General features: G+C 74.8%; 24 protein-coding genes. 18 read left to right on the forward strand and 6 right to left on the reverse strand.

The window, feature by feature from the left end; genetic code table 11:
- Positions 1-17 precede the first annotated feature (17 nt).
- The 11 genes from ABEA81_RS36975 (at position 18) to ABEA81_RS37025 (ending at position 12,823) form a co-directional block, all read left to right on the forward strand.
- Positions 18-782: a GNAT family N-acetyltransferase gene (locus tag ABEA81_RS36975; RefSeq protein WP_345611841.1), complete on the forward strand. Its 765-nt coding sequence runs from the start codon at positions 18-20 to the stop codon at positions 780-782.
- A 164-nt stretch (positions 783-946) separates the two neighbouring features.
- Entirely contained in the window at positions 947-1,813 is an 867-nt protein-coding gene (locus tag ABEA81_RS36980; RefSeq protein ID WP_345611843.1) for a lysophospholipid acyltransferase family protein, read from the forward strand.
- 187 nt (positions 1,814-2,000) lie between these two features.
- Positions 2,001-3,164, forward strand: coding sequence for a cysteine desulfurase family protein (locus ABEA81_RS36985; protein WP_425570821.1), 1,164 nt, complete (start codon positions 2,001-2,003; stop codon positions 3,162-3,164).
- Positions 3,161-4,237 (forward strand): tRNA 2-thiouridine(34) synthase MnmA, encoded by a 1,077-nt coding sequence (gene mnmA, locus ABEA81_RS36990; RefSeq protein WP_345611847.1) that lies wholly within the window; start codon positions 3,161-3,163, stop codon positions 4,235-4,237. The genes ABEA81_RS36985 and mnmA overlap by 4 nt, the downstream gene beginning before the upstream one ends.
- Before the next feature lie 139 nt (positions 4,238-4,376).
- Entirely contained in the window at positions 4,377-5,441 is a 1,065-nt protein-coding gene (locus ABEA81_RS36995) for a uroporphyrinogen decarboxylase/cobalamine-independent methonine synthase family protein (protein WP_345611933.1), read from the forward strand.
- 24 nt (positions 5,442-5,465) lie between these two features.
- Positions 5,466-7,142, forward strand: a complete 1,677-nt coding sequence (locus tag ABEA81_RS37000; RefSeq protein WP_345611849.1) for a DUF1841 family protein — start codon at positions 5,466-5,468, stop codon at positions 7,140-7,142.
- 46 nt (positions 7,143-7,188) lie between these two features.
- Positions 7,189-9,510: an NAD-dependent DNA ligase LigA gene (gene ligA, locus ABEA81_RS37005; RefSeq protein ID WP_345611851.1), complete on the forward strand. Its 2,322-nt coding sequence runs from the start codon at positions 7,189-7,191 to the stop codon at positions 9,508-9,510.
- A gap of 24 nt (positions 9,511-9,534) precedes the next feature.
- Complete coding sequence (locus ABEA81_RS37010) at positions 9,535-9,711, forward strand: hypothetical protein (RefSeq protein WP_345611852.1); 177 nt, start codon at positions 9,535-9,537, stop codon at positions 9,709-9,711.
- 33 nt (positions 9,712-9,744) lie between these two features.
- The gene (locus tag ABEA81_RS37015) at positions 9,745-10,506 is read left to right on the forward strand and encodes a 3-keto-5-aminohexanoate cleavage protein (RefSeq protein WP_345611854.1); all 762 of its coding nucleotides are present in this window, start codon (positions 9,745-9,747) and stop codon (positions 10,504-10,506) included.
- Between the two features lie 91 nt (positions 10,507-10,597).
- Positions 10,598-11,671 (forward strand): ferredoxin reductase, encoded by a 1,074-nt coding sequence (locus tag ABEA81_RS37020; protein ID WP_345611856.1) that lies wholly within the window; start codon positions 10,598-10,600, stop codon positions 11,669-11,671.
- 9 nt (positions 11,672-11,680) lie between these two features.
- Positions 11,681-12,823: a fatty acid desaturase family protein gene (locus ABEA81_RS37025; protein ID WP_345611858.1), complete on the forward strand. Its 1,143-nt coding sequence runs from the start codon at positions 11,681-11,683 to the stop codon at positions 12,821-12,823.
- Positions 12,824-12,832: 9 nt separating this feature from the next.
- Here the strand turns inward: ABEA81_RS37025 and ABEA81_RS37030 are convergent, their stop codons facing one another.
- Positions 12,833-13,441 carry a hypothetical protein gene (locus ABEA81_RS37030; protein ID WP_345611860.1) on the reverse strand — a complete coding sequence of 203 codons (609 nt, stop codon included), beginning with the start codon at positions 13,439-13,441 and terminating at the stop codon, positions 12,833-12,835.
- Positions 13,438-13,998, reverse strand: coding sequence for a peroxiredoxin-like family protein (locus ABEA81_RS37035; RefSeq protein WP_345611862.1), 561 nt, complete (start codon positions 13,996-13,998; stop codon positions 13,438-13,440). Before ABEA81_RS37035 ends, ABEA81_RS37030 begins: the two co-directional genes overlap by 4 nt.
- A gap of 69 nt (positions 13,999-14,067) precedes the next feature.
- Between ABEA81_RS37035 and ABEA81_RS37040 the strand changes: the two genes are divergently transcribed.
- On the forward strand, positions 14,068-14,679 hold the full coding sequence (locus ABEA81_RS37040; RefSeq protein WP_345611864.1) for a TetR/AcrR family transcriptional regulator: 612 nt from the start codon (positions 14,068-14,070) through the stop codon (positions 14,677-14,679).
- A gap of 115 nt (positions 14,680-14,794) precedes the next feature.
- On the opposite strand, the gene ABEA81_RS37045 is transcribed toward ABEA81_RS37040, so the two are convergent.
- Together ABEA81_RS37045 and ABEA81_RS37050 are read right to left on the reverse strand one after the other, a co-directional pair.
- Positions 14,795-15,964 (reverse strand): helix-turn-helix domain-containing protein, encoded by a 1,170-nt coding sequence (locus ABEA81_RS37045; protein WP_345611866.1) that lies wholly within the window; start codon positions 15,962-15,964, stop codon positions 14,795-14,797.
- Between the two features lie 168 nt (positions 15,965-16,132).
- Positions 16,133-16,786: an ACT domain-containing protein gene (locus ABEA81_RS37050; RefSeq protein WP_345611868.1), complete on the reverse strand. Its 654-nt coding sequence runs from the start codon at positions 16,784-16,786 to the stop codon at positions 16,133-16,135.
- A gap of 272 nt (positions 16,787-17,058) precedes the next feature.
- Between ABEA81_RS37050 and gatC the strand changes: the two genes are divergently transcribed.
- Genes gatC through gatB form a run of 3 tightly spaced genes read left to right on the forward strand, consistent with a single transcriptional unit; the run spans position 17,059 to position 20,377 of the window.
- Positions 17,059-17,376, forward strand: a complete 318-nt coding sequence (gene gatC / locus ABEA81_RS37055) for an Asp-tRNA(Asn)/Glu-tRNA(Gln) amidotransferase subunit GatC (protein WP_345611871.1) — start codon at positions 17,059-17,061, stop codon at positions 17,374-17,376.
- Positions 17,373-18,878, forward strand: coding sequence for an Asp-tRNA(Asn)/Glu-tRNA(Gln) amidotransferase subunit GatA (gatA, locus tag ABEA81_RS37060; protein WP_345611872.1), 1,506 nt, complete (start codon positions 17,373-17,375; stop codon positions 18,876-18,878). Before gatC ends, gatA begins: the two co-directional genes overlap by 4 nt.
- Complete coding sequence (gene gatB / locus ABEA81_RS37065) at positions 18,875-20,377, forward strand: Asp-tRNA(Asn)/Glu-tRNA(Gln) amidotransferase subunit GatB (protein WP_345611874.1); 1,503 nt, start codon at positions 18,875-18,877, stop codon at positions 20,375-20,377. Before gatA ends, gatB begins: the two co-directional genes overlap by 4 nt.
- Positions 20,378-20,433: 56 nt before the next feature.
- On the opposite strand, the gene ABEA81_RS37070 is transcribed toward gatB, so the two are convergent.
- Positions 20,434-21,588 carry a PQQ-dependent sugar dehydrogenase gene (locus ABEA81_RS37070; RefSeq protein WP_345611876.1) on the reverse strand — a complete coding sequence of 385 codons (1,155 nt, stop codon included), beginning with the start codon at positions 21,586-21,588 and terminating at the stop codon, positions 20,434-20,436.
- A 325-nt stretch (positions 21,589-21,913) separates the two neighbouring features.
- On the opposite strand from ABEA81_RS37070, the gene ABEA81_RS37075 reads away from it, so the two are divergent.
- From ABEA81_RS37075 to ABEA81_RS37085, 3 genes are read left to right on the forward strand one after another with little or no spacing between them, the layout of a single operon-like run.
- On the forward strand, positions 21,914-22,660 hold the full coding sequence (locus tag ABEA81_RS37075; protein WP_345611878.1) for a 2-hydroxyacid dehydrogenase: 747 nt from the start codon (positions 21,914-21,916) through the stop codon (positions 22,658-22,660).
- Positions 22,661-22,707: 47 nt separating this feature from the next.
- Complete coding sequence (locus ABEA81_RS37080; protein WP_345611880.1) at positions 22,708-23,301, forward strand: DoxX family protein; 594 nt, start codon at positions 22,708-22,710, stop codon at positions 23,299-23,301.
- 59 nt (positions 23,302-23,360) lie between these two features.
- A complete protein-coding gene (locus ABEA81_RS37085; protein WP_345611882.1) occupies positions 23,361-24,197 on the forward strand; it encodes an aminoglycoside phosphotransferase family protein in 837 nt (278 codons plus the stop codon).
- Here ABEA81_RS37085 and ABEA81_RS37090 read toward each other — a convergent pair.
- A complete protein-coding gene (locus ABEA81_RS37090; protein ID WP_345611883.1) occupies positions 24,186-25,040 on the reverse strand; it encodes an oxidoreductase in 855 nt (284 codons plus the stop codon). The genes ABEA81_RS37085 and ABEA81_RS37090 overlap by 12 nt on opposite strands.
- Positions 25,041-25,084 lie beyond the last annotated feature (44 nt).

The raw sequence follows: 25,084 nt of genomic DNA on the forward strand, positions 1-25,084 counted from the left end.
CCCGTACCAAGACCCGCGTGACCTCGACGCAGGTACTCGCCCGTACGCCGCAGTCGGATGCCTCCACCCGCTACTCCCTGCTGCTCTCGACGGAGCCGGACGAGGTGCGCGCAGCCCAGCGCCTGCGCCACCGCGTCTTCGCCGAGGAGCTCGGCGCCGCGCTGCACACCCCGGAACCCGGACTCGACGTCGACCGCTTCGACGCGTTCTGCGACCACTTGCTGGTGCGCGACGAGGGCAGCGGCGAGATCGTCGGGAACTACCGGATGCTGCCGCCCGCAGCGGCCGGTCGAGCGGGCGGCCTGTACTCCGAGGGTGAGTTCGACCTGGGCGAGCTCGCGCCGCTGCGCGCATCGCTGGTGGAGACCGGGCGCTCGTGCGTGCACCCGGACCACCGCAACGGGGCGGTCGTCGGCCTGGTCTGGGCGGGTATCGCGCGCTACATGCTGCTCACGGGCCACCGGTGGCTCGCGGGCTGTGCCAGCGTGCCGCTCGCCGACGGCGGGGCGGCCGCATCGGCCGTGTGGGACCGGGCCCTGGCCCGGCACCTCTCGCCCGAGCCCTACCGGGTGCGGCCGCTGCAGCCGTGGCAGCCGCCGGTGCTGCGCAGGCCCCGCCGCGTCGCGATCCCGCCGCTGCTGCAGGGGTACCTGCGGCTGGGCGCCTGGGTGTGCGGGCCACCCGCGCTGGACCCCGACTTCGCCTGCGCCGACTTCTTCGTCCTCCTCGGCCTCGACCACCTGGACGAGCGCTACGCCCGCTTCTTCCTCGGCGAGGGCTAGTGCCCCCCGCCGGAAGTCCGCCGAACAATTCGGCGGCCCAGCCCCACGCTGCGCGCACCGGCCGGCGTCCCGAGTACGCCCGGTACGAGGGCCGCCGCCCGGCACACGCAGCGAGAACCTGGATCCACCGACTTACCCAACGGACTTCCGGCGGGGGACAGTAGATGTCCGCGACGTCCGTGCTCCGCCACCCCGCGGCCCCGGCGTCCGGCTGGCTGCCGGTATCGCCCTGCGGGGCCGGTTGCCACCCGCCCGTGGACCGGACCGGCGTGCGGGTGCCGCTGGTGCTGGCCCGGCTCTGCGGCCTGGCGGCCGTGCTGGTGGGCGCGCTCGTCGGCGGCGCACTGCTGCGGGGCGGTACGCAGACCCGTTGGCTCCGCGCGTGCCACCGGGCCGTGCTGCGGTGCAGCGGCGTGCGGCTGCTCGTCGCGGGCGAGCTCGGCGACGGTGGCGAGCTGCTGGCGGTGAACCACGTGTCCTGGGTCGAGGTGCTCGCGGTCGGCGCGGTGCGCCCGGTGCGCATGGTGGCGAAGCGGGAGATGGGCGACTGGCCCCTGATCGGCGGGTTCGCGCGGCGCAGCGGGGCGCTGTTCGTCGACCGGGCGGGGCTGCGCGGCCTGCGCGCGACGGTGGCGGACACGGCCGACGCGTTGCGGGCGGGTGCCGACGTCGCCGTGTTCCCCGAGGGGACGACGTGGTGCGGCGCCGCGGCGGGACCGTTCCGGCGGGCGGTGTTCCAGTCCGCGATCGACGCGGGAGCGCCGGTGCGGCCGGTCGCCGTCGTCCTGCGGCTGCCCGGCGGGGAGCGGGCCACCGCCGCCGCGTTCATCGGCGACGAGACGCTGTGGGACTCGCTGCTGCGGGTCCTGCGGCTGCCCGGTCTCGACTGCGAGCTCACGGTCCTGCCCGCGCTCCCGCCGTCCGCCGACCGCCGGGAGCTGGCCCGGCGCGCGGGCGATGCGATCGCGGCGGTGACGGGCGTGCCCCACCCGGTCGGCGGCCGCCGGGAGCACGCACCGATGGCGGCGTAGCGGAGCTGCCGATCGTACGAACGGCGCGCCTGCGCCCTGGAGCGGGACGTACCGCTCGTCCAACGGGCGGGCGCCCCGCTGCCCGTGGGGCGGCCCGTCGCGGCGACTATCCTGGCTCCGGATCGATCGACCCGGGGAGGTGGCCGCCACGAGCGCGACCTACCTCGACCACGCCGCCACCACGCCGATGCTTCCCGAGGCCGTGGCGGCGATGGCGGAGGCACTCACCCGCACCGGCAACGCGTCCTCGTTGCACACGGCGGGCAGGCGCGCGCGCCGCGACGTCGAGGAGGCGCGCGAGCGCATCGCCGCCGCCGTGGGCGCCCGGCCGTCGGAGGTGGTGCTCACCACCGGCGGCACGGAGAGCGACAACCTCGCCGTCAAGGGCCTGTACTGGGCGCGCCGGGACGCCGACGCGCGCCGCACCCGCGTGCTCGTCTCCGCGATCGAGCACCACGCCGTGCTCGACGCCGCCCACTGGCTGGGCGCGCACGAGGGCGCCGAGGTCGAGCCGCTGGAGGTCGACGACGTCGGCCGCGTGCGCCCGGAGACGCTGCGCGCCGCACTCGCGAAGGATCCCGAGCGGGTCGCGCTGGTCTCGGTGATGTGGGCCAACAACGAGGTCGGCACGGTCAACCCGGTGCGCGAGCTCGCGGCCATCGCCCACGAGTTCGGCGTGCCGGTGCACACCGACGCGGTGCAGGCCGTCGGGGTGCTCCCGGTCGACTTCGCCGCGTCCGGCGTCGACGCGCTGTCGCTCACCGGCCACAAGCTGGGCGGCCCCATCGGGGCGGGCGCGCTGCTGCTGGGCCGCGAGGTGGTGCTCACCCCGCTGCTGCACGGCGGCGGGCAGGAGCGCGACGTGCGGTCCGGCACCCTCGACACCCCCGCCGTCGTGGGGCTGGCCACCGCCGTGGAGCTCGCCGTCGCCGACGCGCCGCGACGGGCCCCGGCGCTCGCCGCCCTGCGCGACGACCTGATCGCCCGGATCACCGCCGTGGCGCCGGACGCCACGGTGAACGGCGACCCGGGCACCGGCGTGATCGAGGGCGGGCCGTCGCGGCTGCCGGGCAACGCGCACCTGTCGTTCCCCGGGTGCGAGGGCGACAGCCTGCTGATGCTGCTCGACGCCCAGGGCATCGAGTGCTCCACGGGATCGGCGTGCACGGCAGGCGTGGCCCAGCCCAGCCACGTGCTGCTCGCGATGGGTGCCGACGAGGCCACCGCTCGCGGCTCGCTGCGGTTCTCCCTCGGCCACACGTCCACCGCCGCCGACGTCGACGCGGTCGCGGCCGTGATCGGGCAGGTCGTGGAGCGGGCCCGGCGCGCGGGCACGGCGGTGGCCCGATGAGGGTGCTCGCCGCGATGAGCGGTGGGGTCGACTCGGCGGTGGCCGCGGCGCGCGCCGTCGACGCCGGCCACGACGTGGTGGGCGTCCACCTCGCGCTCTCCGAGACGCCGGACGCCCTGCGCAGCGGCTCCCGGGGCTGCTGCTCCCGCGAGGACGCCGCCGACGCCCGCCGCGCCGCCGACGTGCTCGGCATCCCGTTCTACGTCTGGGACTTCGCCACGCGCTTCCGCGAGGACGTGGTGGACGACTTCGTCGCCGCCTACGCCGCGGGGCAGACCCCCAACCCGTGCCTGCGCTGCAACGAGAAGATCAAGTTCGCGGCGCTGCTCGACAAGGCGCTCGCGCTGGGCTTCGACGCGGTGTGCACCGGGCACTACGCCCGGCTCGTGGCAGGCGAGCTCCGGCGCGCCGTCGACGCGGGCAAGGACCAGTCGTACGTGCTCGCCGTGCTCACCCGGCACCAGCTGGCGCACGCGATGTTCCCGATCGGCGACACCCCGAAGCCGGGGGTGCGGGCCGAGGCGGCCGAACGCGGCCTGCGCGTGGCCGACAAGCCCGACAGCCACGACATCTGCTTCATCCCGTCCGGCGACACCCGCGCGTTCCTCGGCACCCGGCTCGGCGTGCGGCCGGGGGCGGTCGTCGACGCCGACACCGGCGCCGAGCTGGCCCGCCACGACGGCGTGCACGGCTTCACGGTGGGGCAGCGCAAGGGCCTCGGCATCGACGCCCCCGCCGCCGACGGCCGCCCGCGGTACGTGCTGGGCATCGAGCCCGCCACCGGCACGGTGACGGTCGGACCCGCCTCCGCGCTCGACGTCCGCACGATCGAGGCCGGGCGCCCGGTCTGGAGCGCGGGTGTCGCACCGGGGTCCCGGTTCGAGTGCATCGCGCAGGTCCGCGCCCACGGCGGCGTGGCCGCGGCCGTCGCCGAGCCGGCGCCCGACGGCCTGCGCGTCGAGCTCCAGGAGCCGCTGCGCGGTGTCGCCCCCGGTCAGGCCGTGGCGATCTACCGCCCGGACGCCCGAGGCGACGTGGTGCTGGGCAGCGCCACGATCACCGCCACCGCGTAGCGGCCGGGTCCCCGGAATGGCGGCCACCCGGCGGTGGTAGACACCGCCCGTGAGTACGGATCCGCTCGAGGAGGCCCTCGCCGCAGCCGGCCTGGCCGGCGCCAGGCCCGGGGAGACGGTGGGTGCCGGCCCGTTCGTCGTGCCCGACACCGGCGGGGACGATGAGGCCGCCGTCCCGCCGGCGCGCTGGGCCGACGGCGCCGCCACCGGCGTCGGCTCACTCCCCGGCACCGATCCCCGCGAGGCGGCCGCCACGGTGGTGGGCGAGCTGCCGCTGCTGCCGCACCTGCCCGAGCTGCCGGCGCGGGGCGTCGGGGCCGACATGATCGGCCGGACGGCCGGGCTGCTCGTCGACATCCCGGTCGAGGTCGTACCCACCGGCTACCGGGTCGCGGCCCGGCCCGGCCGGGACCACCGCCGGGCCGTCGACCTGCTCCGCGGCGACCTCGACGCGTTCGACGAGGCCTGCGAGCTCGCCCGGCCGGGGTGGGTGAAGGTGCAGGCCGCCGGGCCGTGGACGCTGGCCGCGGCGGTGGAGCTGCACAGCGGTCACCGCGTGCTGACCGACGCGGGCGCGGTCCGGGAGTTCACCGCGAGCCTCCTGGACGGGCTGCGCGCCCACGTGGCGGAGGTGGCCGCCCGCACCGGCGCCCACGTGCTCGTCCAGCTCGACGAGCCGACGCTGCCCGCCGTGCTGGCCGGGGCGCTGCCCACCGCGTCGGGGTACGGCACGGTGCCCGCCGTCGGGCGCGTGGAGGCCCAGGACGCCCTGCGGGACCTCGTCTCGGCGCTCGAGGTGCCGGTGGTCGTGCACTGCTGCGCCGACCGCCCGCCCGTCCGGTTGCTCGCCGGCACCGGCGCGGCGGGCGTCGGCATCGATGCCACCCGGCCGGTGTTCAGCGGGGAGACGGCGCTGCCTGCGGCGCTCGACGCGCTCGGCGAGGTGTGGGACGCGGGAACGCCGCTGCTGCTCGGGCTCGTGCCCACGCGCGAGCCCGCGGCCCGCCCGCAGCTGCGCGACCTCGCCCGTCCCGCGTTCGATCTCGCCGATCGGCTCGGGTTCGACCGGTCCCGCCTCGGCGTGCTCGCGCTCCCCACGCCCACCTGCGGGCTGGCCGGGGCCGCACCGGAGTGGGCGCGACGGGCGATGGCGCTGGTCCGCGATCTCGGTCAGGCGTTCGTCGACCCGCCCGAGGACTGGTAGCGCGCGGCTGGCACGGTGTGCGGGGTGAGCCCGCAGAGCAGGGGACGCAAGCGCAAGAAGCCGGGGCCGCGCGGCCGGAACGAGCCGCCGGGGCCCGACGCCGTGATCGCTCGGATGGCGCAGAGCTCCTTCCGCGAGCTCGAGTCCGGCGGCGACGCGCTGGACGCGGAGCTCTACGTGTCCGAGCTGTTCGGCGCGTGGTGGGGACAGTTCCCCGGCCTCGCCGACCCCGAGGTGCTGCTGGGCGAGGGACTCGTGGCGCACGCCGCGCGGCGCAAGCGCGCGGGCGCCGTCGGCCTGCTGCGGGTGATCGCGGCGCTCGGCACCGACGCGCAGCGGGAGCAGGCCGCGGTGGCCGCCGATGCACTGGTCGCGGGCGGGGTCGACGAGCCGGGGTGGGTCGCGGCGCTGGGCACCGCGCAGGTGGCCGGGGCGTGGGCCTACGGCGACGTGTTCGGGGACCAGACCAGCGTGCTGCTCGTCATCGAGCGCGCGGACCGCAGGCACGGCGTCGTCGTGCTGGTCGACCACGCCCTGGACGGCATGGCGAAGGACGCGTTCGTCACCGAGGACCCCGACGGGGTGCTCGCCGACATCCGCGGGCTCGACGCCGAGGCGTTGCACGCCGCCACCACCTCTGTGCGCGAGATCGCGCCGGACGAGGCCGCCGCGCTGCTGGTCCCGGCGTTCGCCGCGACCGACCGGGCGGCGCGGGCCGGGCTCGAGCCGCCCGTCGACGAGGAGTTCCCGCCGTCGCGCGCGCTCGCCGTCGCCCGGGTGCGGCTGCTCCCCGCCCCGCCACCCGCGCCTGCGCCCGTCCCGCTCACCCCGGCGCAGTGCCGGGCGGCGGTCGAGGAGTTCCTCGGTTCGGAGGCGGCCCGCGATCTCCCGGAGGCGGCGCGGGGCTGCGCCGAGCTGCTCGTCGAGTTCGGCAACACCGCCGACCCGGCGCAGCCCTTGCGCGTCGGGCCGGGCCTGGTCAACCGGTTCCTCGACGAGACGTTGAACGACGGTCCGGAGATGTCGGACGACGAGTTCGACGCGCTCCCGGCCACCGTGCGCGCGTGGGCGGAATGGGCGGGGCAGCGGGCGGGGCTCCCCGCCGCGGCGATGGCCGAGCTGCGGGACGCCGTGGACGACATGGTCTGCTCGATCGGGCGGCCCGGCGGTGCCGTGCCGTTCGCGTCCGACGTCGCCGACGCGTACCTCGCCGGGCTGGACCTGGACGACGCGCGCCCGGAGGACCTGCCCGACCTGCTCGAACGCCGGATGTTCGCGGTGCCCGCGGTCGGCACCCGCATCGGGGACGAGGAGTTCCCGTTCCTCGACCCGAGCGATCCGGACGACCGCGGCATGCTCATCGAGGGGGAGCACCCGCAGTACCACGACGCGCTCGCCGACCCGGACTCGGGCGTCGTCGACGGCGTGAACCCCCGCCTGCACATCGCGGTGCACGAGATCGTCGCCGACCAGCTGTGGGACGACGACCCGCCGCAGGTGTGGCAGGCCGCGAAGCGGCTCTCGGCGGCGGGCATGGAGCGCCACGACGTGCTGCACGCGATCGGCGACGTGGTGGCGCACCACCTGTACGGGGCGCTCACCGGCGACGGGCCGTCCGATCCCGCCCGGTACGTGGAGCAGGTCGACATGCTGGGCCGCGCGGAGGACGCCCGGGTCGTCCCGCTGCGCCGGAAGCGCTGAGCCGCGGCTCCCGCCGGATGTCGGTCCTCGTCGCTAACCTCTGCTCGTGAGCTCTGACACTGACGTGCGCGAACGGCATGCGCGGCTGGCCGCGGAGGTGGCCGACCACCAGTTCCGCTACTACGTGCTCGACGCGCCCGTTGTCTCCGACGGGCAGTTCGACGCGCTGTGGCGCGAGCTCGTCGAGCTGGAGAGCGCGCACCCGGAGCTGGTCACCCCGGATTCGCCCACCCAGAAGGTGGTCGGGAAGTTCGCCACCGACTTCGCGGCGTACGACCACCTCGAGCGGATGCTCAGCCTCGACAACACCTTCACCGAGGACGAGCTGCGCGCGTGGGCCGAGCGGATCACGCGCGACGTCGGGGAGGGCAAGCTCCACTACCTGTGCGAGCTGAAGATCGACGGGCTCGCCGTCAACCTGCTGTACGAGAACGGCGCGCTCACGCGGGCGCTCACCCGCGGCGACGGCCGCACCGGCGAGGACATCACGCTCAACATGCGCACCCTCGACGAGGTGCCCGACCGCCTCACCGGCACCGACGAGTTCCCGGTGCCCCGGGTCGTCGAGGTGCGCGGCGAGGTCTACTTCCGGCTCGAGGACTTCCAGGCGCTCAACGCCTCCCTCGTCGAGGCGGGCAAGCCGCCGTTCGCCAACCCGCGCAACACCGCGGCAGGCTCGCTGCGGCAGAAGGACCCCAAGGTCACCGCATCCCGCAAGCTGCGCCTCATCTGCCACGGCTTCGGAAAGCGCGATGGGTTCACGCTCGAGCGCCAGTCCCAGGGCTACGACGCGCTGCGCGCGTGGGGTCTGCCGGTCTCGGAGCGCAGCGTCGTGGTCACCGGGATCGACGAGGTGCTCGCCCACGTCGAGTACTGGGGCGAGCACCGCCACGACATCGAGCACGAGATCGACGGCGTTGTCGTCAAGGTCGACGAGGTGGCCTTGCAGCGGCGCCTCGGCTCCACCTCGCGGGCGCCGCGCTGGGCGATCGCCTTCAAGTACCCGCCGGAGGAGGCCACGACCACGCTGCTCGACATCCAGGTCAACGTCGGGCGCACCGGCCGGGTCACCCCGTTCGCGCAGATGGAGCCGGTCGTCGTCGCGGGATCCACGGTGGCGCTGGCCACCCTGCACAACGCGCAGGAGGTCAAGCGCAAGGGCGTGCTCATCGGCGACCGCGTGGTCATCCGCAAGGCGGGCGACGTCATCCCCGAGGTGCTGGGGCCGGTCGTCGACCTGCGCGACGGCACCGAGCGCGAGTTCGTGATGCCCACCCACTGCCCGGAGTGCGGCACCGAGCTGGCCCAGCAGAAGGCGGGCGACGTCGACCTGCGCTGCCCCAACGCCCGGTCCTGCCCGGCTCAGCTGCGGGAGCGGTTGTTCCACGTGGCGGGCCGCGGCGCGTTCGACATCGAGGGGCTCGGCTACGAGGCCGCCACGGCGCTGCTCACGTCCGGGGTGGTGCAGGACGAGGGCGACGTCTTCGGGCTCACGGAGGCCGACCTGCTGCGGGTCGAGCTGTTCCGCAAGAAGGACGGCGAGCTGTCGGCCAACGGCCACCGGCTCCTCGCCAACCTGCAGGCGGTGAAGGACCGGCCGCTCTGGCGGGTGCTCGTGGGCCTGTCCATCCGGCACGTCGGGCCCACTGCCGCGCAGGCGCTGGCCCGCGAGTTCCGGTCGATGGACGCCATCGAGGCCGCCGCCGAGGAGGCGGCGCGGGCCACCGCCGAGGCCGGGTACGCGATCACGTCCGACGGCAGCTCCGACGGCACCTCCGACGACATGGCGGACGAAGCGGACGCGGGCGGCGCGGCGCCGGCGGCCACCGGGGCCGAGGCCGTCGCCGCTGCCACCGAGGCGGAGGGCGAGTCCGGCCCGGAGGAGCGTGCCGCGGCCGAGGAGCGCGCGGCCCGCGACGCCGCGCGGGCGCAGGCCAAGGCGCTCGCTGCCGCGCTGGCCCCGATCGCGAGCGTCGAAGGCGTGGGCCCCACCATCGCGGCGGCCCTGCGCGACTGGTTCTCGGTCGACTGGCACCGCGACGTCGTCCGCAAGTGGCGCGAGGCCGGGGTCCGGATGGTCGACGAGGTCGACGCGTCGGTGCCGCGCACCCTCGAGGGGATGTCGATCGTGATCACCGGTTCGATGGACGGCTTCTCCCGCGACGAGGCCAAGGAGGCGATCACCGCCCGCGGTGGCCGGGCCGCGGGTTCGGTGTCGAAGAAGACCGCCTTCGTGGTGGCAGGCGAATCGCCGGGGTCGAAGTACGACAAGGCGATCGAGATCGGCGTCCCGGTCCTCGACGAGGCGGGCTTCCGCGTGCTGCTGGAGCGCGGCCCGGACGCCGCCCGGGAGGTCGCGAACGGTTAGGCCGTGTCCCGTGGATCCCGGGCGATGGGAATCGTGATCCAGATCGTTCCTGGCAAGGCGGAGGTCCGCCCGTCGTACTGGACGTACCCGGGCGCGGCCGACAACGCAGCCAGGGACGATCTGGGCGCGATTCTCGCGGTCGGGATCCACGGGACACGGCCTGTCGTGACCGGCATGATCATCCCCGGTGGTGGCACGTAGGATCCGGTCGTCCGGCGGCTACGATTCGGGGGATTGGGGGGTGCCAGGGTGCTGCAGGCCGTGCTGAACGGGTCGTGGCCCGCAGACGCACACCCGCTTCTCCCCGTCACCCCGCGGCACCTCGCCCGCGACGCCCGCGCAGTCTCCGAGCTCAAGGTCGGTTCGGTGCACGTGCACCCGCGCGATCCCTCGGGGCTGGAGACGCTCGACCCGGTGTTCGTCGGCGACACGGTGGCCGCGATCCGGGCGCAGGCGCCCTCCATGGAGATCGGGGTCACCACCGGCCGCTGGATCGAGCGTGATCCGCGGAAGCGGATCGAGGCCGTTCTCGCCTGGGGTCACCTCGGCGTCGGCAAGCCCGACGTGTGCTCGGTCAACGTCCACGAGATGGGCTGGGTCGACGTCTGCGCCGCGGCCCGCTCGGTGGGCATCGGCATCGAGCTCGGCGTGTGGACCAGCGGAGACGCCGTCACGCTGCGTACCAACGGCCTGCCGCCCGGCACCACGCGGGTGCTCGCGGAGTCCACCGTGACCGACCCCAGCACCGCGGTGGCCGAGGGCCTGCGCATTCTGCGCGCGCTCGGCTCGGTGCCGGTGCCGATCCTCCTGCACGGTGAGGACACCGGCGCGTGGCCGGTGCTGGAGCAGGCGATGCTGCTGGGCGTCGACACCCGGATCGGGTTCGAGGACGTGCTCGTCACCCGGAAGGGACTGCTCGCGGCGGGCAACAACCACCTCGTGTCCGAGGTGCTGAAGCTTCGCCAGGACCTCCAGCTGAGCGGCTACCGCATCTGATCCGCACGTTTGGGTTTCGCCACAGAACTGAGGCCCTGGCCGTGGCCGGAGCCGTGGCATCCTGTGCGATGCGCGCAATAGCGTCGCCTACATGGGAGTGCTCGGCGACATCGGCAGGCGAGCGCGGGGGGCTGCGTCGTTGTTCACCCAACCGCTGCTGCCCGACGACCTGCTCGGCACGCTGAACCCGCTGTGGTCCACCAGCGAGCCGCACGCGCGCGTGGTGGGACTGCGCCGCGAGACCGCCGACACGACCACGCTGCTGCTGCACACCGGCCGGACGCGCATCACGCACCGGGCCGGCCAGTTCGTCGGGATCGGGACCCGGCTCGATGGCGTGTGGCAGTGGCGCACCTACTCGGTCACCTCCTGCCCCGGCGACCCGCGGCTGGCCGTCACGGTCACCGCCGTGCCGGGCGGCACCGTGTCCGGAGCGCTGGCGCACCGCACGCCGGTGGGCGCGCTGCTGCGGATCGGTCCGCCCGCGGGCGAGTTCGTGCTGCCGGACCCGGTGCCGGAGAAGCTGCTGTTCGTCACGGCGGGCAGCGGGATCACCCCGGTCATGGGGATGCTGCGCGACCTCGCGGCCACCCGGCGCGCCGCACTGGGCGGTGTGGTCGCCGTGCACTGCGACCGGACCCCGGCCGACGTGGTGTTCGGCGGCGAGCTGCGCGCGCTCGCCGCGACCACCGGGCTGCACCTGATCGAGCGGCACACCGCCGTCGAGGGCCGGCTCACCCCGGACGCGCTCGCCGACACCGTGCCCGACTGGGCGGCCCGCCAGGCGTGGGCCTGCGGCCCCGCCGGGCTGCTGGACGCGCTGGCCGGGCACTGGTCGCGCTACGGCGACCCCGATGCGCTGCACGTCGAGCGCTTCGTCGCACCCGCCCCCGTCGCCGATCCCGGTACCGGCGGCCGCGTCACGTTCACGACCAGCCGGATCACCGCGGACGCCGGCCCCGGCGTCGCGCTGATGGCCGCGGGAGAGGCGGCGGGCGCGCTGCTGCCCAACGGCTGCCGCATGGGCATCTGCCACACCTGCGTCGGGAAGCTCCGCTCCGGCGGCGTGCGCGACCTGCGCACCGGCGAGGTGCACGAGACCCCAGGACAGAGCGTCCGCACGTGCGTCTCCGGCGCCGCGGGCGACGTCGAGATCGAGCTCTAGGAGCTTCCCATGACCCAGACCCCCAGTGCGGCTGCGCACCTGACCGACGAGCAGGTCGAAGCCATCGGCGCCGAGCTCGACGCGATCCGCGCCGAGGTCGTCGGCTCGCTCGGCGAGCGCGACGCGCGCTACATCCACAAGGTCATCGCGGTGCAGCGCGCCCTCGAGGTCGGCGGCCGGGCCACGCTGCTCTTCGCGCGGTTCCCCCCGGCCTGGATCGCGGGCACCGCGGCGCTGTCCGTGGCCAAGATCCTCGAGAACATGGAGCTCGGCCACAACATCCTGCACGGGCAGTGGGACTGGATGCGCGACCCCAAGATCCACTCCACGACATGGGAGTGGGACCACGCCTCGCCCGCCGAGTCGTGGAAGAAGTCGCACAACTACGAGCACCACACGTTCACCAACATCCGCGGCAAGGACCGCGACCTCGGCTACGCGATCATGCGCGTGACGCCCGAGCAGGAGTGGAAGCCGGTCTACCTGCTGCAGCCGCTCTACAACGTCGGGCTCTCGTTGATCTTCGAGTGGGGTATCGCGCTCTACGACCTGGAGATCGAGAAGGCGCAGGAGGGCACCAAGCCCTGGGCGCAGGTCCGCCGCGAGGCGAAGAACCTGTGGCGCAAGGCCCGCAAGCAGCTCGCCAAGGACTACGTGCTGTTCCCGCTGCTGTCCGGCCCCGGCTTCCTCGCGACGCTCACCGCGAACGCCACCGCCAGCGCCGTGCGCAACATGTGGTCGCACGCCGTGATCTTCTGCGGGCACTTCCCGGACGGCACCGAGACGTTCGAGGAGGAGCGGCTCGAGGGTGAGACCAAGGGCCAGTGGTACGTCCGGCAGATGCTCGGCTCGGCCAACCTCTCCGGCGGTCCGCTGTTCCACATCATGACCGGGAACCTGTCGCACCAGATCGAGCACCACCTGTTCCCGGACATCCCGAGCAACCGCTACGCCGAGATCGCCCCGCGCGTCCGGGAGATCTGCGAGCGCTACGGGCTGCCCTACACCACGGGATCGCTGCCGAAGCAGTACGGCACGGTCGTGCGCAAGCTCGCCCGCCTCGCGTTCCCCGGTGGTGCCCCGAAGGCGGAGGTCACCCCGCTCCCGACGCGCCCGAAGCCGCTCGGCAGCCCGGTCCGGCTCGCCGGCTGACGCTCGCGATCACGTGAGGCCGTGGTCCTCCGCATAGACCTTGCGGCAGCCCGGGGCGCAGAAGGCGTGGTCGACGCCGTCGTGGGCGAGGGTGTACCGGGCCGTGGCCCACTCGACGGCCATCCCGCATACCGGGTCGATGGTGCTGCCCTCCGGCGCCTCGGGCCGCTCGCCGGAGTCGCGGAATCGCCGCGTCATCAGCCGGGTGATCTCGGTGCCCGTGGTGGCGTGGCCGAGTGTGCCCACGCAGTGCTCGCGCAGGCCGACGATCTGCACGACGCAGTGCGGCTCGCGGCGCAGTCGGGTGGCGTCGGGCTCGGTGCCGGCGACGGCTTCGGTGATCATCGGCACGATGGCGTCGGCGAACTCCCGGTTGCTCCAGGACCCGGGCACCGTGACCCGCACCAGGTAGCGGGGCGCCGTGTCCGCTGCCGGCCCCCCGGTGACCCAGGTGCGCGGCTGCACGACCAGGACGTGGATGAACTCGCGCGCCGAGTCCAGCGTCGACTCCGGCGCTGACTCCCCGAACGTCAGCGCCCGCAGGATGCGGTCGGCGAGATCGCGCTCCGTGTCGACGGTCAGCGTGCGGCCGGTGACGAACACCTCGACGGTCATCATGCCCGGTGCTCCGTCCCGGCCGGGACGAGCGCGAGCAGTTCGTCCACCGACCACTGGTCGTCGATGTGGGCGCCGCGCTTGGCGGCGAGCACCCGCCCGTCGGGCGCGATCAGGAAGTCGGCGGGCAGGCCGAGCCGGCCGCCCTCCGGGGTGGTCGGCGGGGCGGGCCGCTCGCGGCGCCGGACGGCCCGCAGCTCCCGCGCGACGGCGCGGACGATGGTCGGCCAGCCGCGCGGGTCGAGCAGGGCGCGCGCCCCGTACTCCACGCCGAACTCCCGGTAGAGGACGCGATCGGGATCGGCGATCACGTCGAGCGGCAGGTCCGACGTGTAGGTGCGCAGGGCGTCGGCGCTCGAGTGGAAGACCACGACCTCGCGGACGCCGGCCGCCTCGACGTCCGCGAGCCGGTTGACGAACGAGCGCAGGTGCAGGTTGCACACGGGGCACCCGGCGAACCGGCGGAACTGCAGGTGGACCAGGTGATCGGGATGCGGTACCCGCACGCGCGAACCGGCGACGGTGTCGAGCGTGCGGGCGGCGACGTGGGTGGGCGCCATGCGATCCTCCTTAGGTGTACGAAGTACGCTTACGATCCAGTATGCGCGTACCTTGTACGCTGTCAAGCCGTGCCCCGGCCCCGCTCGCTCACCGACGACCAGCTGGTCGCCGCAGCACTCGCCGTCGTCGACCGGGAGGGGCTCGCGGCCCTCACGATGCGAGCGGTTGCGCGCGAGCTCGGCGTGGCCACGATGGGCCTGTACCGCTACGTCGCCGACCGGCAGGCGCTCGAGCTGCTGGTCGTCGACCACGTGTTCCGCTCGGTCGACACATCGCTGCCGGACGGCGGATGGCAGGAGCGAATCCGCGTGCTGCTGGACCGCATGCGGGTGGCGGTGGCCCGGCATCCGGCGGTCGTTCCGTTGGTGCTGCGGCACCGGCAGGCCGCGCCGGCTTCGCTGCGCCTGATCGAGGCCATGCTCTCGGTGCTCACCGAGGGCGGCCTCGACGGCGCCGACCGCGTGGTCGCCCAGCGCACGCTGGTCGGCCACCTCCTCGGGTTCCTGCAGAACGAGCACTTCGCCCCGCTGTCGGGGCCGGGCACGATCGTGATGTCGGAGCTGTCCGCCGCCGACTACCCGCTCCTCGCGCGCACGGCCGCCGACGCCCGTTCGGTGCCGCCCGACGAGGAGTTCCGGCGGGGCCTCGACATCGTCCTGCGTGGGCTCTCCGCGACCTGACCGCGCGGTCGCACACCGACCGTGGTGCCGGCACACCAACTGCAGTTCGTGTGTGAGCACCAGGGTTGGTGTGTGACCGGCCGGGGCCGCCCCGCGATCGTGAGACCCGCCGGTCTCAGGGGCACTCGCAGGTCGCGCCTGCCCGCAGGGCCACCGCCAGCTCGAGGCGGGCCGCCGGGTCGTCCAGCGCCCCGCCGAACGTCTCGCGGAGGGCGGCGAGGCGGTAGCGCACGGTCTGCGGGTGCACGTGCAGCGCGGCGGCGGTGGCGGTGACGTCGCCGTGGGCGTCCAGCCAGGCGCGCAGGGTCTCCTCGGCGCGGGCGGCCGCGCCGGCCGGCAGGGTGCGCAGCGGGGCCAGCGCCCGCCCGGTGAGCGCGGCGGCGAGCTCCGGGGCCGCGGCGAGCAGCAGGGGGAGGAGGTGCTCGTCGGCCCGGACGAGTGGCGCGTCGCCGTTCAGCCTGCCCGCGGCGTGCAGCGGCCACGCGGACTGGGCCAGCGCGGCCGAGCGGTGGGCCTGTGCGGGTTCGACCAGCGGTCCGAGCACGGCCCGCCGCTCACCGGCGGCGCCGCGGACCCGGTCCAGCCATGCCGCGTCCGCCTCCCCGCGGGCGGCCACGACGACCAGGCCCACGGGGTCCAGGTCGGCGCCGACCGCTCCGGGTAGGCGGGCGGCGACCGCCACCGCGTCGTCCACCACGAGCGCCGCGACCCGGGCCGGCACGGTCCAGCCCGCGGCCGCGGCGGCCCGCTCCAGCTCGGCGGGCGCCGGTGGGGTGGGCCGGGCGAGCAGCTCCACGAGCGCGTGCCTGCGCGCCTGCAGCGAGCCCGCCTGGCTGGCCTCCTCGTCCGCCCAGCCCGCCACGGAGGCCGCGGTGATCTGCTCGATGTAGCCGAAGAGCGCCTCCGCCAGGTTGAAGATCACGTCCGCGGGGAGCCGCCGCGCGGTGGTGCTGGCGGCGAGGCGCTGCCAGAGCGTCCGGGTCCCCACCTGGTAGGCCGTCTGCAGGGCCGCGAGCGTGCGGCCCTCGCGGTGCTCCAGCTGGCCGAGCGCGCGGTACACCGTGGCGTCACCGAGGGGGTCGTCGCGGCCCAGCAGGTCGAGGAACTGGCCCAGTGCCACCGAGACACCCTCGGTGATCCGGGCGCCGAAGCGGCCGGTGAGCGGGCGCGCGTACTCGGGCACCTCGGCCCGGACGGCGGCGATGATGCCGTCGATCGTGCCGGCGAGCTCGGGCTGCAGCGCGGGGCCGACCCAGCTCGGGACGCGGGACCATGGGCGGTCCATCGGCTAGTGCCCCCCACCGGGGGGCCGTTGCGCATATCGGCGGATCCAGGTTTTCGCCGGGTGTGCCGACGGGCCGGCCTCGTACCGGGCGTACTCGGTCGGTTCGCCGGGGCGGCCAGCGGGAAGCCGGGCCGGCGAGATGGGTGGCGGACCTCCGGTGGGGGGCACTTAGGGTCCGAGGACCGTGACGACGATGCCCGCGAGGTGGGTGAGGCGCGCCAGCTCCGACGGGCGGAACGCCGGCCCGCCGGGCCGCCCGACGACGAGCGCGCGGGGCTTCGGCCCGAACGGCGCCGCCGCGAGTTCCGTGTCGAGCGCGCTCCACGGCTCCGGCATCCAGTGCACCGAGGGGTCCAGCACCGTGGCCCTCTCGAGCGGCAGCCACGGCAGGTCGCCCGCGCGGGTCTCCGGGGCGGCTGCGCTCTCGGCGAGCCGGTAGGACGAACCGTTGTCCCGTACGGCGATGATCGCCCAGCCGGCGCGGAAGATCCGGGGCACGCCCTCGGCGAGCAGCTGCAGCCCGCTCTCGGGGTCGCCGGTGATCTGGTCGATCAGCTCCAGCTCGTGGTGGGTCTCGAGCTTGCCCGAGTGCGGCCGGACCGACTCGACCTCCACGCCGGGGACCGACTCGGCCGCCGTGATCAGGACGTCGGGTGGGCGGCCGGGCGGCAGCTCGACCGCGAGGTCGTCCACGGCATGCCCCTGGGCGCGCTCCACCACGTCGACTCCGAGGATGTCCGCCCCCGCGTTGCCCAGCGCGGTGGCCACGGACCCGAGACTTCCCGGCTTGTCCGGGAGAACGACCCGGAGCAGGAACGACACACCACACGTCCTCTCGCGTACGCGCCCCCCACCGCGGGACTCCTCCCGCGTCAGTCGGGGCGGTTCACGCGGCGGCACTGCTATGCGGATTGTGTCAGGAGTGCGCCGTTTCGGCACGACATCCGGTCCGGCCGACGGGCAGTACCGCCCCGGATACCAGGTGCGGGCCCGACTAGACTCGCGAGGTGTCGATGCCAGCGCCCGGCGCGGCACCCGATCGCCATCGTCCGCATTCGGTTGCGGGCTCCTGAGCACGTCAGCCCTGGAGGGACATGTCCGCCGAACCCGCGGCAGCGCACATCAGCCGGGAGGAGGTTGCGCACCTCGCCCGGCTGTCCCGGCTCGCCGTCACCGACGCCGAACTGGATGTCTTCGCCGGCCAGCTCGAGGTGATCCTCGGAGCGGTCGCCCGCGTGGGCGAGGTCGCCGCCGACGACATCCCGCCCACCTCGCACGCGGTGCCGCTGCAGAACGTGTTCCGCCCCGACGAGCTGCGCCCCGGCCTCACCCAGGAGCAGGCGCTGGCCTGTGCTCCCGCCGCGGAGGACGGCCGCTTCCGCGTGCCGCGGATCCTGGGGGAGGAAGCATGAGCGACGACCTCACCACGATGACGGCGGCCGACCTCGCCGCCAGCATCCACTCGCGCGAGGTGTCGGCCGTCGAGGTCGCGCAGGCCCACCTCGACCGCATCGCCGCCGTCGACGGAGAGGTGCACGCGTTCCTGCACGTCGCGGCGGATGCGGCGCTCGCGTCGGCGACCATGGTGGACGAGAGCCTCGCTGCGGGCACGGCGCCCGCGTCGCCGCTCGCCGGCGTCCCGCTGGCGCTCAAGGACGTGTTCACCACGATCGACATGCCCACCACGGCGGGCTCGAAGATCCTGGACGGCTGGCGTCCGCCCTACGACGCCACGGTCGCGGCCCGGCTGCGCTCCGCGGGCATCACGATCCTGGGCAAGACCAACATGGACGAGTTCGCGATGGGCTCGTCCACCGAGCACTCCGCGTTCGGGCCCACCCGCAACCCGTGGGACACCAGCCGCGTGCCCGGTGGCTCCGGTGGCGGCTCCGCGGCGGCGCTCGCCGCGTTCGAGGCGCCGCTCGCGATCGGCACCGACACCGGCGGCTCGATCCGCCAGCCGGCCGCGTTCACCGGCACGGTGGGCGCCAAGCCGACGTACGGCGGGGTGTCGCGGTACGGGCTGATCGCCTGTGCGTCCTCGCTCGACCAGGGCGGGCCGTGCGCGCGCACGGTGCTGGACGCCGCGCTGCTGCACGAGGTGATCGCCGGGTACGACCCGATGGACTCCACCTCGATCGACGAGCCGGTGCCCGCGGTCGTCGAGGCCGCGCGCCGCGGTGCCGGTGGCGACCTGTCCGGGCTGCGCGTCGGCGTGGTCCGCGAGATGTCCGGCGAGGGCTACCAGCCCGGCGTCCGCGCGTCCTTCGAGGACGCGTTGCGGCAGCTGGAGAAGCTCGGCGCGGAGCTGGTGGAGGTCTCCTGCCCGCACTTCGAGTACGGGCTGGCGGCGTACTACCTGATCCTGCCGAGCGAGGTGTCGTCCAACCTCGCCCGGTTCGACGCCATGCGCTACGGGCTGCGCGTCGAGAACGGTGCGTCGGCCGAGGAGGTCATGGCCGCCACCCGCGAGGCCGGGTTCGGCGCGGAGGTGAAGCGGCGCGTCATCCTGGGCACGTACGCGCTCTCGTCCGGCTACTGGGACGCCTACTACGGGCAGGCGCAGAAGGTGCGCACGCTCATCAGCCGCGACTTCGCCGCGGCGTTCGAGCAGGCCGACGTGCTGGTCTCACCCACGACACCCACCACGGCGTTCACCATCGGCGACAAGGTGGACGACCCCCTCGCCATGTACCTCAACGACCTCGCCACGATCCCCACCAACCTGGCGGGCACCGCCGCGATCTCGGTGCCGTCCGGGCTCGCCGACGGGCTGCCGGTCGGGCTGCAGGTGATGGCCCCCGCGCTCGGCGAGGCCCGCATGTACCGGGTGGCGGCGGCGTACGAGGCGGCGCGCAACGCCGAGGACGGCCCCCTGATCGATCGCGTCCCCTCGTTGGAGGTCTCGTCATGAGTGCGCCGACGCTGGTCGACTACGCGGAGGTGCTCGAGCGGTTCGACCCCGTGCTCGGGCTCGAGGTCCACGTCGAGCTGAACACGCAGACCAAGATGTTCTGCGGCTGCTCCACCACGTTCGGCGCGGAGCCGAACACCCAGGTGTGCCCGGTGTGCCTCGGCCTGCCCGGCGCGCTGCCGGTGGTCAACCGCTCCGGGGTGGAGTCGGCGATCCGGATCGGGCTGGCGCTGAACTGCACGATCGCGCCGTGGGGCCGGTTCGCGCGGAAGAACTACTTCTACCCCGACATGCCGAAGAACTTCCAGACGTCCCAGTACGACGAGCCGATCGCCGTGAACGGGTTCCTGGACGTCCCGCTCGACGACGGGTCGGTGTTCCGCGTCGAGATCGAGCGCGCGCACATGGAGGAGGACACCGGCAAGTCGCTGCACGTCGGCGGTGCCACCGGCCGGATCCACGGCGCGGAGTACTCGCTGCTCGACTACAACCGCGCAGGCGTGCCGCTGATCGAGATCGTGACGAAGCCGATCGTGGGCACGGGGGAGCGGGCGCCCGAGGTGGCGCGCGCGTACGTCACGGCGTTGCGCGACCTGCTGCGCGCCCTCGGCGTCTCGGACGTGCGGATGGACCAGGGCTCGCTGCGCTGCGACGCCAACGTCTCGCTGATGCCGAAGGGCGCCGGGGAGTTCGGCACCCGCACCGAGACCAAGAACGTCAACTCGCTGCGGTCGGTGGAGCGCGCCGTTCGCTACGAGATGACGCGGCAGGCGGGCGTGCTCCTCGCCGGCGAGCGCGTCGTCCAGGAGACGCGGCACTTCGACGAGTCCACCGGCTCCACGTCGGCGGGCCGGACGAAGGAGACGGCCGAGGACTACCGGTACTTCCCGGAGCCCGACCTCGTGCCGATCGCGCCGCCCGCGGAATGGGTCGAGGAGCTGCGCGCAACGCTCCCCGAGCTGCCGTGGGAGCGCCGCCGGCGGATCCAGCAGGAGTGGGGCCTCACGGACCCGGAGCTGCGCGACCTGGTCAACGCAGGCGCCCTCGAGCTGATCGAGGCCACCGTCGCCGCGGGCGCCCCGGCGGGCGAGGCCCGCTCGTGGTGGGTCTCGTACCTCACCCAGCAGGCCAACGCCCGCGGCGTCGAGCTGGCCGGGCTGCCGATCACCCCGGCCCAGGTGGCGCGGGTGATCGAGCTCGTGGCGTCGGGCGCGCTGTCCAACAAGCTGGCCCGCCAGGTCGTCGACGGCGTGCTCGCCGGTGAGGGCGAGCCCGACGATGTCGTCGCCGCGCGCGGCCTTGCCGTCGTCTCGGACGACACCGCGCTGCTCGCCGCCGTCGACGAGGCCCTCGCCGCCCAGCCGGACATCGCCGAGAAGATCCGCGGCGGCAAGGTGCAGGCCGCGGGCGCGATCGTCGGCGCTGTCATGAAGGCCACCAAGGGCCAGGCCGACGCCAAGCGCGTGCGGGAGCTGGTGATCGAGCGAGTCGCCCAGTAGCCCCGTGAGTGGATACGAGTGCTCCAGCACTCGTATCCACTCACGGCTGGGAGTTCCTACTGGCGGTTGTCGCCTCCCGCGGCGAGGGGCTGGATCCGGATCACGCGGTCGTCGGAGGACACCGGCTTGCCGCCCGACTTGTTGACGGTGCCCAGCCACAGCAGGCCGTCGGGCGCGAGGGTGGCCGCGGAGAGGCGGCCGTAGGTCTCCTGCAGGATCGTCTCGGGCGCCCCGACGAACAGGTTCTTCGCGTCGGACCGGATCACGAACAGCGACTGCGGGTGCACCTGGGCCACGGCCACGGCCCCGTCCTGCGCCGTGCAGCCGGCGACGCCCGGCCGGTCCGGCCAGCGCCACGCCGGCGCCGGGAGCGGGCCGGGGACGATCAGGTGCAGCACGTCCTCGCCCGCGCGCCGGTCGGTGACCCAGGCCGCGCCCCGGCGCGGGTCGACGCAGATCCCGCCGGGTGCCTGGAGCCCGGTGCTCAAGGTCGGCGATAGTGGGTCCGGGTTGCCCTTGGCCGGGCGGCCCTGCACGTCGATGCGCAGCAGCTTGCCGGCGAGGGAGTCGGGCGCGGGGGCGGCCTGCCCCGCGTTGCCGGTGGCCACGAGCAGCGAGCCGTCCTCGTCGACGGCGAGTGCGCCGCCGTTGTTCGACGAGCCACGGGGGATGCCGGTGAGCACGGGCTTGGGTGGTTCGCCCGTCGCGAGGCGCACCACGCGGTTGTCCTGGGGCGTGGTGACGTAGGCGTAGACGAGCTGGTCCTCGATGTACGACGGCGACAGCACCAGCCCGGTGAGACCACCACCGCCGGTGGCGTCCACCGGCAAGGTGGCCACCAGCTCCGGTTCGCTGCCCTGCTCGACGCGCAGCACGCGCCCGGTCTGCCGCTCCCCGACCAGCGCGGTGGCCGCATCGGGGAGCACCGCGATGGCGCCGACCGGATCCAGACAGGTGGCGATGACCTGGGGATCGGGGTCCTGGCAACCCGACGGCGGCTGCTGGGGCCCGTCCTGCCCCTCCGGGCCGGGCGGCTGCTGCGGCTGGGGCTGGGGCGTGGGTTCCGGCACGACCGGCGGGCCGCCGAGCTCGCCCGCGCCCTCCAGCTGCTCGTGCCACTCGCGGGGGCCCTGCTCGGGGAACGTGGCGCACCCACCGAGCGCCAGCACGAGCAGCGCCGCCGCGGCCGCGCGCCGCACCCGTCCTCCCACGGGGTCAAGGTTAAGCGGCGCCGGGTGAGCGGCCGGTGAATCGGGTGCCGTCCCGATCCGGCGGTGGATCGGCGCGTCTGAGCGGGTTCCCGACGCCGCGTGGCCGATCACGTCACACCGGGGCGACCCCACCCGCTGTACTAGCGTCGGTGCTCATGGGTGACATCACGGTGCTGGTGCCGGAGGACGAGGGGGAGGCGGCGCTCGTCGACGTCATGGGGGTCGAGGTCGTCCGGTACGACCCGGACGGCGACCTCCGGCGGCGGCGGACCGCGCGCAGGTCCTCGTCCCGCCGTTCCTCGCACCCACCACGGCGGTCTCCGTCGTGGAGCGGCTGCCGGAGCTGCGGATGGTGCAGCTGCTCACCGCGGGCGCCGAGGCGTGGGTGGGCAGGCTGCCCGAGGGCGTCGCCCTCTCGGACTGCCGCGGCGCGCACAGCGGCGCCACCGCGGAATGGATCGTCGGCGCGCTGATCGCCGTGTACCGGCACTTCCCGCAGTTCGTCCGGGCGCAGGACGCCGGGCGCTGGGACTACCACATCACCGACACGCTCGCCGGCAAGCGGGTGCTGATCGTCGGCGCCGGTGACGTCGCCGAGCAGACCGTGCGCCGGCTCGCCCCGTTCGACGTGACCACCACGCTCGTCGCGCGCCGCGCCCGGCCCGGCGTCCACGGGATCGACGAGGTGCACGACCTCCTGGGCGACCACGACGCGTGTGTCGTGATCGTCCCGCTGACCGACGCCACCCGCGGGCTGATCGACGCGACGTTCCTCGCGGCGATGCCCGACGGGGCGCTGCTGGTCAACGCTGCCCGCGGGCCGGTCGCCGACACCGAAGCGCTCACCGCGGAGCTGGTCAGCGGCCGGTTGCGGGCCGCCCTGGACGTCACGGAGCCCGAGCCGCTGCCCGCCGACCACCCGCTGTGGACCGCGCCCGGGCTCTTCCTGTGCCCCCACGTCGGCGGGAGCGTGCCCGGCAGGCTGGACCGGGCGTACCGGATCGCGGCCGAGCAGATCGCGGCCTTCGCACGCGGGGAGCGGCCCGCGAACCTCGTGGCGGACGGTTACTGACCGGATTTCCCCGGTACCGGCCGCGGAGACGGCTACGCTCGGGCGCCATGACCGACCAGCCCACGTCGATCCTGCCCGGCGCGGGCGGTTTCGGGTCCTCGGAGCCCACCCCGACGCGGCCGAACCGCAGGCCGCTGGCGTGGAACCCGGGCACGGACACGGGCCTGCTCCTCCTGCGTCTCGCCGTCGGCGGCACGTTCTTCGCCCACGGGATGCACATCGTCAGCGGACTGTGGGGCGGCCCGGGGGTCGCGGAGTTCGCCCGCACGCTGGAGGGGTTCGGCTACCAGCAGGCGCCGGTGCTGGCCTGGGTCGCGGGACTCACGGCGCTGGTCGGCGGCGCGCTGGTGGTGCTCGGCTTCCTCACGCCGATCGCGGCGGCGGGCCTGCTCGGCCTGATGATCAACTCGGTGGCGCTGAAGGTGGGCAACGGGTTCTTCGTCGCCTCGCCCGCGGGCGCGAACGCGGTGGAGCTGGATGTGGTGCTCGCCCTGGCGGCCGCCGCGCTCGCACTCACCGGGGCCGGCCGGATCGCCATCGACAAGGGGCGCACCTGGAACGTCCGCCCGGCACCGTGGGGCGTGCTGGCCCTGATCATCGGTGTGACCGCCGCCGTGCTGGTGTTCGTGCTCCTGCGGTGACGCCCCCTCCGCCGGATTCCGCGTGGCTGGCGGCGGTTTCCCGGTGGGCGGGAGCGCCGGTGGCGGTCACGGCGCGGACCCCCCTCGCGGGCGGCTACGTGGCGGCCGCGGTGGAGCGCATCGACCTGGACGCGGGGGGCCACCCCGTCGCGGTCGTCCTCAAGCGGGTGCAGCCGAGCGAGGTGGCCGCGATGCGCGCGCTCGCCGTGGTGCCGGGCGTGGACCGCCCCCGCCTGCTCGCCACCGGTCACGACGGCCACGGCGCGTGGCTGCTCCTGCCCTTCTACCCGGGCGCCGCGCTGGACGGCGGCGACGTGCCGGCCGCCGTGTGGGACGTGCTGGGCAAGGTGCACACCCACTGGCACCGGCGCCGCGCGCGCGGCATCCCGGTCGTCGACGCGCGCTGGTGGTGGGCGATGGTCGTCGGGCACACGCTGCCCGCGGTCCGCGGCGCGCACGGCCGCACGGGTGACCCGCGGCTCGCCGGGATCGCGGAACTGCTGGAGGCGTGGTCGACCGACGCCCGCCTGCGGGCCGCCCTCGCGCTGCTGCCGCGCACCCTGACCCACGGCGACGCGCACCGCGGCAACGTCCTGCTGGCTACGGACAGCGCGGTCCTGATCGACTGGGGCAACGCCCGCGTCGCCCCGGCCGGTCTGGACGTCGCGACGCTGGCCGCGCAGGGCGCACCCGCGCCGCCCGGATACGCCGCGCCCGCAATGTCCCCGGCGCTGCGGGAGGTGGAGCGGCTCTGGGCCCAGGTCCAGGTGCACGTCCAGTACCTGGGCTTCGCCGCCGACCACCTGGGCACCGAGCGCGTCGTCGAGATGGTCGACACCGCCGCTCGTGCTCTCGACGCGCTCGGCCCCGCGCTGGCCGCAGCGTCACGCGGGTGAGGCCGCGACCTCGGTGCTCAGGCTGAGGTGCTCCCAGTCGGTGAAGTTGCGCTGCAGCGCGTCGAGCTTGCCGCGGGCGATCTGCAGCGCGGCCGTGCCGAGGAGCAGGCGCAGCGGGGGTGCATCGGCCTCGAGCGCGGCGACGACGGCCTCGGCGGCGCGGGCCGGGTCGCCGGGCTGGCTGCCGTAGGTGGCCAGCGTCGCCTCGCGCCGCCTGCCCGCGGTCTCGGCGTAGTCGTCGATCCGGATCGCGGACTGCTTCATCGACGGCCCGGACCAGTTGGTGCGGAACGCACCGGGCTCCACGATCGTGACCCCGATGCCCAGCGGCGCGACCTCCGCGGCGAGGGACTCCGACAGCCCTTCCAGCGCGAACTTGGTGGCGTGGTAGTAGCCGGTGGCGCCGAACGCGGCGAGCCCGCCGAGCGAGGAGATGGCGACGATGTGGCCGGAGCGCCGGGCGCGCATGCCCGGGAGCACGGCTTTCGTCACCGCGACGGCGCCGAAGACGTTCGCCTCGAACAGCGCCCGCACCTCGGTGTCCTCGCCCTCCTCGACGGCGGCCAGGTAGCCGTACCCGGCGTTGTTGACCAGCACGTCGATCCGGCCGAAAGCCTCCTCGGCACGCGCGACCGCCGCCGAGACCTGGTCGGGGTCCGTCACGTCCAGCGGCAGCGCGATCGCCCGGTCGCCGTGGGCGTCGACGAGGTCGGCGACCGTCCGCGGGTCCCGGGCGGTGACGGCCGCCCGCCATCCGCGCTGGAGGACGTGGGTGGCCAGCGCCCGGCCGAGCCCGGTGGAGCAGCCGGTGATGAACCAGACGGGGGATGAGTCGAGTGGCATGCCTCCACCGTCGGCCGCGGCCGCACGGGCCGCCAGAGTCCCGT

The sequence above is a fragment of the Pseudonocardia adelaidensis genome, from assembly GCF_039543345.1.
Classification (GTDB): Bacteria; Actinomycetota; Actinomycetes; order Mycobacteriales; family Pseudonocardiaceae; genus Pseudonocardia; species Pseudonocardia adelaidensis.

What these genes read in the sequence shown, in the direction of transcription:
- ABEA81_RS36980 (WP_345611843.1), top strand. Translation starts at nt 947, where the DNA reads ATGTCCGCGACGTCCGTGCTCCGCCACCCCGCGGCCCCGGCGTCCGGC.
- ABEA81_RS36985 (WP_425570821.1), top strand. Translation starts at nt 2,001, where the DNA reads ATGCTTCCCGAGGCCGTGGCGGCGATGGCGGAGGCACTCACCCGCACC.
- mnmA (WP_345611847.1), top strand. Translation starts at nt 3,161, where the DNA reads ATGAGGGTGCTCGCCGCGATGAGCGGTGGGGTCGACTCGGCGGTGGCC.
- ABEA81_RS37010 (WP_345611852.1), top strand. Translation starts at nt 9,535, where the DNA reads ATGGGAATCGTGATCCAGATCGTTCCTGGCAAGGCGGAGGTCCGCCCG.
- ABEA81_RS37020 (WP_345611856.1), top strand. Translation starts at nt 10,598, where the DNA reads ATGGGAGTGCTCGGCGACATCGGCAGGCGAGCGCGGGGGGCTGCGTCG.
- ABEA81_RS37025 (WP_345611858.1), top strand. Translation starts at nt 11,681, where the DNA reads ATGACCCAGACCCCCAGTGCGGCTGCGCACCTGACCGACGAGCAGGTC.
- ABEA81_RS37030 (WP_345611860.1), bottom strand. Translation starts at nt 13,441, where the DNA reads ATGATGACCGTCGAGGTGTTCGTCACCGGCCGCACGCTGACCGTCGAC.
- ABEA81_RS37035 (WP_345611862.1), bottom strand. Translation starts at nt 13,998, where the DNA reads ATGGCGCCCACCCACGTCGCCGCCCGCACGCTCGACACCGTCGCCGGT.
- ABEA81_RS37045 (WP_345611866.1), bottom strand. Translation starts at nt 15,964, where the DNA reads ATGGACCGCCCATGGTCCCGCGTCCCGAGCTGGGTCGGCCCCGCGCTG.
- gatC (WP_345611871.1), top strand. Translation starts at nt 17,059, where the DNA reads ATGTCCGCCGAACCCGCGGCAGCGCACATCAGCCGGGAGGAGGTTGCG.
- gatA (WP_345611872.1), top strand. Translation starts at nt 17,373, where the DNA reads ATGAGCGACGACCTCACCACGATGACGGCGGCCGACCTCGCCGCCAGC.
- gatB (WP_345611874.1), top strand. Translation starts at nt 18,875, where the DNA reads ATGAGTGCGCCGACGCTGGTCGACTACGCGGAGGTGCTCGAGCGGTTC.
- ABEA81_RS37080 (WP_345611880.1), top strand. Translation starts at nt 22,708, where the DNA reads ATGACCGACCAGCCCACGTCGATCCTGCCCGGCGCGGGCGGTTTCGGG.
- ABEA81_RS37090 (WP_345611883.1), bottom strand. Translation starts at nt 25,040, where the DNA reads ATGCCACTCGACTCATCCCCCGTCTGGTTCATCACCGGCTGCTCCACC.